The following is a 12168-nucleotide window of genomic DNA, read 5'->3' as shown; positions in this document are numbered from 1 at the left end:
CGACATGGCTTATACACGCGGTAATTTGGCTGTAAAAGAAAGAGCCCGTCAGGAACAGGTTCAGCAACAACGGTATCGTGAAACCACCAAAGTCGTTACACGCCGCAGAGAGCTGCCGATTCGAGAAAAGCTGCTGTATCTTTTGACACTTGTAACGTGCATTGTCATTGCTGGTATGCTGATTGGCAGGTACGCGCACATTTATCAAATCAATTATTCGATTAATACAGCGAGCAAGGACATTTCCAAATTACAGACCAATATCGCCCAACTGAAAATTCAGAAAGAACGGATGGAAAATCAGATTGTACCTACAGCAAAGGAACAGGGATATATCGAGCCGACAAGAGAGCCCATTCGTGTGGAAAAGCAGGCTGCCAAATAGTTTGTTGGGAGCATAGCATCAAGCTATGCTCTGACGTACATTTTTTCGCAGAGAGGTTTGAGCTATGGTCAAAAGAATAAAGCTTCGCACACTGCTGATAGGGGGATGTATTACCCTCTTTTTTCTTGTTCTGCTACTTAAGGTATTTTGGATTCAGGTCGTGAGCGGGGAATACTGGCATAATCAGGTAGTTACGCAGGTGGAAAGAGACCAGGTGATCCAGCCCAAGCGCGGAACGATTACGGATCGCAAGGGAAATGTACTGGCTGCAGATGCCCCTGCTTATACGGTAGTGGTCAACCCGAGCATCATTCAGGAATATGATCTGGAAAACGAGGTCGTAGCCAAACTGCATCAGCTGCTAAAAACACCTGAGGACGAACTGAGAAAGCATCTCTCGGCCAAGGACAAAGACGGTAAATATTTAATAAACCGCGAGATCCGTAACGGAGGTTGGAAGGTAGATCCTGAGCTCAAAGCACAGGTGGATACGTTCAAAGAATATTTAAAGGATAAGTACGAAGTGATTGGAGCTGTGGACACGGTTCAGGAATCCAAACGCTATTATCCGGAAAATAAGCTGGCTTCTCATGTTCTTGGCTATTACCGTAAAGATGGTACAGCAGGCATGGGGTTGGAAGCCTATTATAATAAAGAGCTCTCGGGCACGGCCGGAAAGCTTCTTTATCAGCGGGATCGAAAGGGAGTTCCTCTTCAGGGATCGGAGAGCATCTATGAACCGGCACAAAATGGTAAGAATTTAAAGCTGACGATTGATGACACAATTCAGTATTATATAGAGGGCGCTATGCAGGAAGCTATTGCAACATACAATCCTAAAACGATGACGGTTGTAGCCGCAGATCCCAAAACGATGGACGTTCTCGGTATGGCAAGTTACCCCAATTTCAATCCCAATACATACGGGAGCACATCTTCAATGGAATATTTCCGTAATAATGCAACTCAGTCCATCTATGAGCCAGGCTCCACGTTTAAGATTGTAACCTTGGCTGCCGCAGTTCAGGAAAAGGTGTTCAATCCAAATGAAACCTATCAGTCTGGTATGATCCGAGTCGGGGGATGGGATATTCGTGACGTGAGTCGAAATTGGGGAACGTTAACCTATCTTCAAGGGGTCAAGCGTTCAAGTAACGTCGGTTTCGTCCATCTGGGGCTGGATAAGCTGGGCGGCGAAAGGTTGAGGAAATATATTAACAACTTCGGATTTGGTGTGAAAACAGGGATTGATCTTCCGAGTGAGTCTAGCGGAGCCATTACGTTCCACACCCAATACAAATCCGAAGTTGCAACGGCTGCATATGGACACGGACGTGTTCAGGTAACGCCAATCCAGCAGGTAGCGGCTATCTCGGCCATTGCTAACGGCGGTAAGCTGATGCAACCTCATCTGGTGAAGGAAATTATGAACCCGGATACAGGGGAAGTACAGACGATTCAACCGAAGGAAGTCCGCCAGGTGATTTCGCAGGAATCGGCAGTACAGACCAGCAGCTATCTGGAGCAGGTCGTGTCTGACCAAGAAATTGGAACCGGGCGTCTTGCTTATATTGATGGGTATCGTGTTGCTGGTAAAACAGGTACAGCGACGAAAGTTGTGGGCAAAGTGTATGACCATTCGAAGGATGTCGTGTCCTTTATCGGCTTTGCACCCGTGAATGATCCGAAAATAGCTGTCCTGGTTGTTATGGATGAACCTAACAAATCGGTAGGTGGAGGTACGGCAGCAGCTCCTGTGTTCAAAAAAATCGTATCCCAGTCGCTGCAATATATGGGAGTTCCCAAAACAGGAGCCAAAGCGAGTAAATCAGACAGTGCTGCTGTGAAAACGGTGAATCTGCCGACAGTGCCACAATTAACCGGTCAGGTGAAGAAGGATGCGCAAAACGCATTGCTCAAACAGGGGATTGCCTATGAAACGGTCGGCAAAGGCTCCAAAATTGTCCGCCAGTATCCGGAGGCAGGCGTCAAAATGAAGCCGGGACAACGCATTTATTTGCTGACTGAAGATAGTGCCAACATGACCATTCCCGATTTTACAGGCGTCTCGTTGCGTGACACGCTACAAGTGTTGACGCTCATGAAGGTGGGCGTTCAGGTAAGCGGCGAAGGTTATGTTGTCTCGCAAAAGGCACAAATGGTGAGTGGCAAGCGGATCGTCAATGTGACGCTCCAGCCGGCTAAAGAAACCGTGACCGGAGTAAAGCCGGAGGAAACACCGGACTCAACTACCGGCGTAGCATCTAACCAAAAAGGCAGTACAGCGAAAACGAGTACCGATTCAAAAACCGATACCACTGCGAGTCCAAGCTCAAGCAGGGAGACTTCCAAGGTTGGGAGCTCTGCTGTAGCCGATGAAAAAAGTGCGGCTGCAATTAAAGGTGAGGATAACTGATAGCTTGTTCTAACGTCCGTTTTTTTGAATATTCATGAGGTAAGACATGTCATGAGTATTTGGAGGAACGGAGGGGAGCGCGTTTGAAGAAATCTAACGTGACCATGCGGCGCAGGCTGGTATGGGGGCTGCTGGGATTGTTTGTACTGTTTGCAGCCTTGTCGGTCCGGCTCGCCTATGTTCAATTGGGTAAAGGGGTCGAACTCTCGGCCAAGGCCGAGGAATTGTGGCGCCGGAATATACCTTTTGCCGCCAAACGCGGCGAAATTTTGGATCGGCAAGGTACGGCGCTGACCTATAATGTCACTTCGCCGACAGTCATGGCGATACCGGTGCAGATCAAGGAGCCGGAAGAAACGGCGCGCAGGCTGGCGCCCTTGCTTGACATGAGCGAGGATAAAGTGCTCAAGCTGATTACCAAACGAACAGCAAGCCAAAAACTTCAGCCCGGCGGACGAAAAATTACGATGGAGAAAGCGCAGCAAATTCGTGATTTGAAGCTGCCGGGTATCGTTGTTGCTGAAGACAACAAACGTTATTATCCTTATGGCGATTTGGCAGCTCATATTCTCGGGTTTACGGGAATTGATAATCAGGGGTTGACGGGGGTAGAGAAAAAGAATAACAGCAAGCTTCGCGGTATTGACGGAAGCATTGCGTATCTATCCGATGCAGGCGGTCGCCTAATGCCCGGTTCTTCTGAGAAGTACGTTGAACCAAAGGATGGCCTGAACTTGCAACTGACCATTGATAAGTCTGTACAGTCTATCATGGAACGGGAGCTTGACCAGGCTATGGTCAAATTCCAGGCTAATTCCGCGTTGGCCATCGCAATGAACCCCAAGAATGGGGAAATATTAGGCATGGCCGGGCGACCAGGCTATGAGCCTGCGCTATACAAACAATATGCACCTGAAATTTACAATCGAAATCTGCCGATTTGGATGACATATGAACCAGGCTCTACTTTTAAAATTATTACTTTGGCCGCTGCATTGGAAGAAAAGAAGGTCAATCTCAAAAACGATCACTTTTTCGATCCGGGATACATTGAAGTTGGCGGGGCTCGCCTGCGCTGCTGGAAAAAAGGCGGCCACGGCAGCCAGACCTTCCTTCAAGTCGTGGAAAACTCCTGTAATCCAGGCTTTGTGACACTGGGTCAGCGTCTAGGTAAGGAATCGCTGTTCAAGTATATTCGCAATTTTGGGTTCGGCAGTAAAACGGGCATTGACATGATTGGTGAGGGGAATGGTATTTTATTTAAGTTACCCCAGGTAGGACCGGTAGAGCTGGCGACAACTGCCTTTGGTCAGGGGGTATCTGTCACTCCGATTCAACAGGTGACGGCTGTGTCGGCTGCGATCAATGGTGGCAATCTGTATAAACCTCACATTACAAAAGGCTGGATTCAACCAGAGACAGGCAAGGTGCTGGAAAAAGTAGAGCCTGAACTGGTACACAGAGTCATTTCAGAGGATACCTCCCGACAGGTGAGGGAAGCGCTGGAGAGCGTCGTTGCGAAAGGCACAGGCCGTCCCGCTTTTATTGAGGGTTACCGGGTGGGAGGCAAAACAGGCACAGCGCAAAAGGTGATCAACGGACGTTATTCATCCTCGGAGCATATTGTATCCTTTATCGGTTTTGCCCCGGCGGATGATCCGCAAATTGTCGTCTATACCGCTGTGGATAACCCAAAGGGCATTCAATTCGGCGGGGTAGTCGCTGCGCCAATCGTGCAAAATATTTTGCGGGATTCGCTGCTTGCTCTGAAAATACCACCTCGTACCAATCAGATTGCCAAGGAATACAAGTACGGGGAAAATCGAATTGATACGGTGCCGGATTTGGTAGGTGCCACTGTGGCTGATTTATACGAAGATATGAATATGAACTTTATGCTCGTAAAATCCGGGTCAGGCAAGACGGTTGTCAGTCAGGCACCAAAGCCAGGCTCCCGGCTGGAGCGGGGATCAACAATCCGTATATATATGGGGGATTGATAGGTTCTTTTTATACCCATACTATGATTAACGAGAGAGCAATGGAGGAATGAAAGATGCAGCTTCAACAATTGGCTTCACTGCTGGCTGCCTCCCGCATTGTGGGGGACGGTACAGTGGACTGCCGAGGAATCGGGGCGGACTCACGCCGGGTACACCAGGGAGATTTATTTCTGTGTCTGCCCGGCTTTACGGTTGACGGACACGATTATGCGCAGCAGGCAGTCGCGTCCGGGGCGGCAGCTTTGGTTGTGGAACGGGAATTGAATGTACCTGTGCCACAACTCATAGTCAAGGATGCCAGGTACGCAATGGCGGTTTTGGCGGATTATATGTTTGATTCACCGAGCCGCCGCATGCGCATGATCGGCGTAACCGGAACGAATGGCAAAACAACCATAACTTATCTAATTGAGAAAATCTTGAACGATGCCGGAGTGAACACTGGACTGATTGGCACTATTCAAATGCGTTACGGTGGTCGGTCCTACCCTATGTCCGGTACCACGCCTGAGTCTGTAGAGCTGCAACGCTATCTTGGTAATATGGCGGAGCAAGGTGTCCAATGTTGTGCGATGGAGGTATCCTCACATGCGCTGGAGCAAGGGCGGGTGAAAGGAACTGATTTTCGCACCGCTATTTTTACGAACCTGACGCAGGATCATCTGGACTACCATAACACGATGGAGGAGTACCGTGCGGCCAAAGGGCTGTTATTTTCCCGACTGGGGAATACCTTCTCGCGGGATGCGTCGGACAGTAAATATGCTGTTCTGAATGCGGATGACCCGGCCTCATCCTATTTTCAGGCCATAACTGCGGCCCAAGTGATTACATACGGCGTGGAAAAGAAGTCGGATGTGCAGGCATCCCATATCGCTGTAGGTGCCAAGGGAACATCCTTCCATGTCTCTACTTTTAAAGGAGATACCGATATTGTGCTGCGAATGGTGGGCAAGTTCAATGTGTATAACGCATTGGCAGCCATCACGGCCGCTTTGCTGGAAGGAGTGGCTCTGGCTGATATCAAGTACAGTCTGGAGTCCATAGCAGGCGTAGATGGGCGGGTAGAGCCTGTAGACGCAGGTCAGCCATTTGCGGTTATCGTGGACTATGCCCATACACCGGATGGACTGGAAAATGTGCTTCGCACCGTTAAGGAGTTTGCAGTTGGCAAAGTATGGTGTGTATTCGGGTGCGGCGGGGACCGGGATCGTACGAAACGCCCTTTGATGGGAAAAATTGCTGCTCAATACAGCGATCATGCTTTTATTACCTCGGATAATCCGCGAACAGAGGACCCGGAAGCTATTTTGAAAGACATTGAGCAAGGGCTGATTGATGAAGGTATACCCGCAGAACGTTACGAGCTAATTACAGATCGTAGAGCTGCTATTCATAAAGCTGTTGAAATGGCAAGCCCTGACGATGTAGTATTGATTGCGGGAAAAGGTCATGAGACCTACCAGTTGATCGGAAAAACGGTGCATGAATTCGATGACCGCATCGTAGCCAAAGAAGCGATAAGGGGTTTATCCAAGTGATGAAAAGAACAATCGGTCAAATCGCCTCCATGAGCGGGGGAACGCTTCACATAGAGGCGGACGCCGAACGAATGGTTGAGGGCGTTTTTACAGATTCACGCAAGCCGCAGTCCCAGGGGCTGTTCGTTCCACTCACGGGTGAACGGTTTGACGGACATGATTATGTGCAGCAGATTGTGAGCGGAGAAGGCGCAGCTGCTTTTTTATGGCAAAAGGATCACGGTGCACCTCCGGAAGGGAATGCGATTGAAGTAGAGGATACCTTGGTGGCCCTCCAGTGTCTTGCGGCCGCATATTTGCAGGAAACGGGTGTCTCTGTCGTAGGGATTACCGGAAGCAATGGCAAAACGACGACAAAAGACATCGTCAACGCGTTGCTGGGTACGACCTTTAAAGTACACAAAACCGAAGGGAATTATAACAACCACATCGGTTTGCCTCTAACCGTGCTGTCCATGCCGCAGGATGCGGACATCCTGATTTTGGAGATGGGAATGAGTGGACGCGGGGAAATCCGCCTGCTGACGGATATTGCCCAGCCTGATGTAGCGGTCATTACGAACATTGGCGAATCGCATTTGCTCCAGCTCGGTTCCCGTGCAGAAATTGCACGTGCAAAGCTGGAAATCGTCAGTGGTCTCAAACCCGGTGGCTTGCTGATTTACAATGGAGATGAACCACTATTGCCGCAAGTGCTCGCGGAGCCCGAAACGGTTAAGCCTGACGGTTTGAAGCTGTTCACGTTCGGTATGTCTGCGGATAACGATGATTATCCAACTGGAATAACTACGGATGGAGAAGGCAGTTTGTTCACGACGGCCCAATCCGGCAAGGATGCTTTCCGGCTTCCGTTGCTTGGGCAGCACAATGTTGTGAACGGTTTGGCAGCACTGGCGGTAGCGCGTCATTTTGGGGTGGATGCAGACCATGTGCGCCAAGGGCTGTCGGCTTTGAAATTGACAGGCATGCGCATTGAGGTCGTGAGCTGCACCAATGGGCTTACCGTGCTGAACGATGCTTATAACGCCAGTCCGGCTTCAATGAAAGCTGCAATTCAGACGTTATACGGTTACGAAACGAAGGGACGTAAAATCGCCGTGCTGGGTGATATGCTAGAGCTGGGTCCCGAGGAAAAGCAATTCCACGAGGAAGTTGGGCTTTTTGCAGCGAAACATGACGTAGACGTGCTGTTCACCTACGGTGTGTTGGGCACGTCCATTGCGCATGGGGCGCAAGCGTCCATGCCGTCTGATGACGTACATGCTTATGAAGATAAGCAAAAGCTGATCCAAGACCTGCAAGCTTACCTCCGTGCCGATGATATCGTGCTGGTAAAGGCATCCCGAGGGATGCGACTGGAAGAAATTGTGGATGCGCTGAAAAAGGGTCCGCTACAGAAATGATGTTGACGAGAGGGAGACTCCCATGGATATTCAATTATTACTGCTGACGATCGTCGTATCGTTTATACTGGCGGTCATTGCCGCTCCAATACTCATTCCGCTGCTGCGGCGAATGAAATTCGGCCAGCAGGTCCGGGATGACGGGCCACAAAGCCATCTCAAAAAGACGGGTACGCCTACTATGGGCGGAATCGTTATTCTGGTGGCTTTTACGCTGACCTTTCTTAAGTTTTCGGCGATAAAAAATACGGACTTTTACGTCCTGCTGGTCGCTACACTTGGTTTTGGGCTGATCGGCTTCCTGGACGACTATATCAAAATTGTTTTCAAGCGTTCGCTCGGACTGACTGCCCGTCAAAAGCTATTCGGGCAATTGCTGTTCAGCGGGATCATGTGCTGGCTTCTGATTAGCAATGATCACAGCACTGCCATCGGCATACCAGGAACTTCCTGGTCGTTTGATTGGAGCGGCTGGTTCTATTATCCGTTCATCGTCATTATGATGCTGGCGATTAGCAACGCCGTCAACTTCACAGATGGGCTGGACGGGCTGCTGTCCGGTACCAGTGCGATTGCCTTCGGTGCTTATGCCATCGTAGCGATTCAAGCAACCTCGCTTCCGGCTGCGGTTTGCTCAGCGGCCATGATTGGTGCTGTACTTGGCTTTCTTGTATATAACGCGCATCCCGCCAAGGTATTTATGGGCGATACAGGCTCGCTGGGAATCGGAGGCGCTATAGGTGCCATCGCTATCGTCACCAAAAGCGAAATTTTGTTCATTATTATTGGTGGTGTATTTGTAATTGAAATGCTGTCCGTAGTTTTGCAAGTAGCTTCCTTTAAAACACGTGGCAAACGCATTTTCAAAATGAGCCCGATTCATCATCACTTCGAGCTGTCCGGCTGGTCCGAATGGCGCGTTGTTATTACATTCTGGGCTGTAGGACTGCTGCTGGCGGGACTCGGACTTTATCTCAACAAGGGGTTGTAGACAAATGAACCATCCAGACACATACCGAGATCAAGAGGTCGTCATTATAGGCCTGGCCAAAAGTGGCGTGCAAGTCGCCAAGGTACTGCATCAGGCCGGGGCCAAGCTGACAGTCAATGATAAAAAAGACAGGGAACAATGTCCCGAAGCTTCTGAATTAGAGGCTTTGGGAATTTCCGTTTTATGCGGCAGTCACCCGGAAGGGCTAATTCATCCGGGAGTGAAGCTGGTTGTCAAAAATCCGGGTATTCCTTATACGGCCCCGCCAGTGCAGAAAGCTGTCGAACTGGGCATTGAGGTCGTGACCGAGGTCGAGGTCGCCTATCATCTATGCAAAGCGCCGATGATCGGGATTACTGGCTCGAATGGGAAAACGACCACAACCACTTGGGTAGGTAAGCTGTTAGAGGCATCCGGCATGAAGCCGATCGTGGCTGGTAATATCGGCACTCCATTATGTGAGGCCGCTGTGGATGCCAGGTCGGACGAGTGGATGGTGGTGGAGCTGAGCAGTTTTCAGTTAAAAGGAACAAAGGATTTCAAACCTGCTGTAGCCTGCTTGCTGAACGTGGCTGAAACCCATCTGGACTATCATGGTGACATGAAGGACTATGTTGCGTCCAAGGCACGTCTGTTCGCCAATCAAACGGCGGCTGATACTGCGGTATTGAACTGGGATGATCCTGTTTGCCGGGAGCTTGTGCCCTATATCAAAGCGAAACTGCTTCCGTTCTCGATGACAGAACGTTTGCAGGAAGGGTTGTTCGCTGACCCGCCATACATACCGGATTTGACGGATGACATTGAACGCAGCATCGTATATCGCGATGCCAGTGGTGTGGTGCATCCAATTATAGGCGTGGCCGAAATTGGCCTTCCGGGCCGCTTTAATGTGGAAAATGCCCTCGCCGCTTGCGCAATTGCTATTGCCGCAGGAGCGGAACCGTCTGGATTGGCTGAACCGCTAAGCGCTTTTCGTGGAGTGGAACATCGGCTCGAATATGTTGGAGAACATGCCGGAGCGGCTTATTACAACAATTCCAAAGCCACCAATTCCAAAGCGACGATGATGGCGTTGTCTTCCTTCAAACAACCTATTGTACTAATAGCTGGAGGACTGGATCGTGGTTCGGATTATGCCGAGCTCGTACCGTCCTTGCAGGAGGGCGTAAAGGCTGTTGTGCTGCTGGGCGAGACTCGGCATAAGCTTGCAGACCGGGCACGCCAGGCCGGAATAGAGCGTGTGGAGGTCGTCGATAATGGGGAGGACGCCGCCGCTACGCTCGTGGAGGCTGTGAACAAGGCAGCTAAACTTGCTGAGCTGGGAGATGTTGTATTGCTCTCACCCGCGTGTGCAAGCTGGGATATGTTCCGGTCCTATGAAGAGCGTGGACGTATTTTTAAAGAGGCGGCGCATAAATTGTAAGTAGGGGGGTTGGATAAGCCCCTACTTTTATGCAAGGGGTGGCCTCCTGATGAAGCAATCTCGTCCGGCGCCGGATATATGGCTTTTCGTCTGTATTTTGAGCTTGTTAGCCATCGGCATGGTTATGGTATACAGTGCGGGCGCCGTCCTCGCTTTTCACGAGTACGGGGACTCCTACTATTTTGTAAAGCGGCAGTTGCTGTTCGCCGGGTTAGGTCTTGTGGCCATGTACTTCACTGCCCGAACAGACTATCGGATCTGGCAGAAGTATGCCAAGGTCGTGCTGCTGATTTGTCTCGCGTTGCTGGTTGCCGTACTCATTCCAGGCATTGGTGTAGTAAGAGGCGGGGCACGAAGCTGGCTCGGTATCAGCTCTTTTGGCATTCAGCCATCCGAGTTTATGAAGCTGGGCATGATACTTTTTCTCGCCCGCTGGCTCAGCCGCCCGGATTATGATATTAATTCCTTTACTCGCGGCCTGTTGCCCCCGCTTGGACTCATGGGACTGGCCTTTGGCCTGATTATGCTCCAGCCCGATTTGGGTACAGGCACGGTGATGATGGGGGCGTCCATGCTAATCGTATTTACGGCAGGCGCACGCATGAAGCATCTGGGCTTGCTGGCATTAACGGGAGCGGCGGGATTTGCGGCCCTGATTGCGGCAGCCCCTTATCGGCTCCAGCGGATCACTGCGTTTTTGGACCCATGGTCCGATCCGCTTGGCGCAGGCTATCAAATTATTCAATCGCTGTATGCCATTGGACCTGGTGGGCTGGCAGGCTTGGGGTTTGGCATGAGCCGCCAGAAATACAGCTATGTTCCCGAGCCGCAGACGGACTTTATTTTTTCGATTTTGGCGGAGGAGCTTGGCTTTATCGGTGGAATGACGGTGCTGGCGCTCTTTCTGGTTCTCGTGTGGAGAGGAATGCGCATCGCTATTACCATCCCGGATACTTACGGCAGTTTACTTGCTGTAGGCATTGTGGGAATGGTTGCCGTACAGGTGGTCATTAACATAGGTGTCGTAATCGGCTTAATGCCGGTGACAGGAATAACACTGCCCTTAATCAGCTACGGAGGCTCTTCTCTGACGTTGATGCTGACAGCGCTGGGCATTTTACTAAATTTATCACGTTATGCGAGGTGAACGTTTATGCGCGTCGTGTTGAGCGGCGGCGGTACCGGAGGGCACATTTATCCGGCGTTGGCCGTAGCCAGACAGTGCGAAGAGATTGATCCGGACGCTGAATTTTTATACATTGGCGGTCAGCGGGGACTGGAAAGCAAACTGGTTCCTCAGGAAAAAATTCCGTTTGAGGCTATTGATATTACAGGATTTCGTCGCAGCTTGTCTGTGGAAAATATAAAAACGATCATGCGTTTCTTCAAAGGGGTTCGCAGATCCAAAGCATTATTGAAAAAATTCAAGCCAGATATCGTCATTGGCACCGGGGGTTATGTATGCGGCCCTGTCGTCTATGCTGCTTCCAAGTTGGGGATACCCAGTATTATTCATGAGCAAAATGCAATCCCGGGATTGACCAATGCGTTTCTGAGCCGTTACGTGGATACGGTGGCCGTCAGCTTTGAGGGCTCGGAAGGAGCTTTCCCCAAAGCCAAAAATGTACTGTACACCGGGAATCCACGCGCTACAACAGTTCGTCAGGCTAACCGGGACCGGGGCTTTGCTACCATCGGGGTTCCAATGAACAGCTCGGTCGTGCTTGTGGTCGGTGGCAGCAGGGGAGCAAAGGCCATTAATGATGCCATGATTGCAATGGCTCCGCAACTTTCCCAACTGAAAGACGTCCATTTTGTATATGTGACTGGTGAATCTTACTATGAGCAGACATTGGACAGCATACGGAATCAGATCGGATCATTGCCCAATCATCTGCATGTGCTTCCCTATATTCACAATATGCCGGAGGTGCTGGCTTGTACCTCTTTAATCGTTAATCGCGCCGGCGCATCCTTTTTGGCTGAAATCACATCATTGGGTA

General features: G+C 50.4%; 9 protein-coding genes. All 9 read left to right on the top strand.

Going from position 1 to position 12168, the window contains the following annotated elements; all coding sequences use genetic code 11:
- Positions 1-4 precede the first annotated feature (4 nt).
- Positions 5-385, top strand: coding sequence for a type VI secretion system membrane subunit TssM (locus tag QD47_RS22250; RefSeq protein WP_044648182.1), 381 nt, complete (start codon positions 5-7; stop codon positions 383-385).
- A 64-nt stretch (positions 386-449) separates the two neighbouring features.
- Positions 450-2801 (top strand): penicillin-binding transpeptidase domain-containing protein, encoded by a 2352-nt coding sequence (locus tag QD47_RS22245; protein WP_044648181.1) that lies wholly within the window; start codon positions 450-452, stop codon positions 2799-2801.
- 83 nt (positions 2802-2884) lie between these two features.
- Complete coding sequence (locus QD47_RS22240) at positions 2885-4801, top strand: stage V sporulation protein D (RefSeq protein WP_044648180.1); 1917 nt, start codon at positions 2885-2887, stop codon at positions 4799-4801.
- A gap of 56 nt (positions 4802-4857) precedes the next feature.
- Positions 4858-6345: a UDP-N-acetylmuramoyl-L-alanyl-D-glutamate--2,6-diaminopimelate ligase gene (locus QD47_RS22235; protein WP_044648179.1), complete on the top strand. Its 1488-nt coding sequence runs from the start codon at positions 4858-4860 to the stop codon at positions 6343-6345.
- Complete coding sequence (locus QD47_RS22230) at positions 6345-7748, top strand: UDP-N-acetylmuramoyl-tripeptide--D-alanyl-D-alanine ligase (protein WP_044648178.1); 1404 nt, start codon at positions 6345-6347, stop codon at positions 7746-7748. The genes QD47_RS22235 and QD47_RS22230 overlap by 1 nt, the downstream gene beginning before the upstream one ends.
- Before the next feature lie 22 nt (positions 7749-7770).
- The gene (mraY, locus tag QD47_RS22225; RefSeq protein ID WP_014282442.1) at positions 7771-8739 is read left to right on the top strand and encodes a phospho-N-acetylmuramoyl-pentapeptide-transferase; all 969 of its coding nucleotides are present in this window, start codon (positions 7771-7773) and stop codon (positions 8737-8739) included.
- A gap of 4 nt (positions 8740-8743) precedes the next feature.
- Positions 8744-10165, top strand: a complete 1422-nt coding sequence (gene murD / locus QD47_RS22220) for a UDP-N-acetylmuramoyl-L-alanine--D-glutamate ligase (protein ID WP_044648177.1) — start codon at positions 8744-8746, stop codon at positions 10163-10165.
- Between the two features lie 49 nt (positions 10166-10214).
- Positions 10215-11312: a stage V sporulation protein E gene (gene spoVE, locus QD47_RS22215; protein ID WP_044648176.1), complete on the top strand. Its 1098-nt coding sequence runs from the start codon at positions 10215-10217 to the stop codon at positions 11310-11312.
- Positions 11313-11318: 6 nt separating this feature from the next.
- A partial coding sequence (locus tag QD47_RS22210) for a UDP-N-acetylglucosamine--N-acetylmuramyl-(pentapeptide) pyrophosphoryl-undecaprenol N-acetylglucosamine transferase (protein WP_044648175.1) occupies positions 11319-12168 on the top strand: 850 nt, incomplete at its 3' end.

The organism is Paenibacillus terrae, from assembly GCF_000943545.1.
Classification (GTDB): Bacteria; Bacillota; Bacilli; order Paenibacillales; family Paenibacillaceae; genus Paenibacillus; species Paenibacillus terrae_A.
Note: the sequence above shows the minus strand (reverse complement) of the source record. Positions and strands in the feature narration are given on the sequence as shown.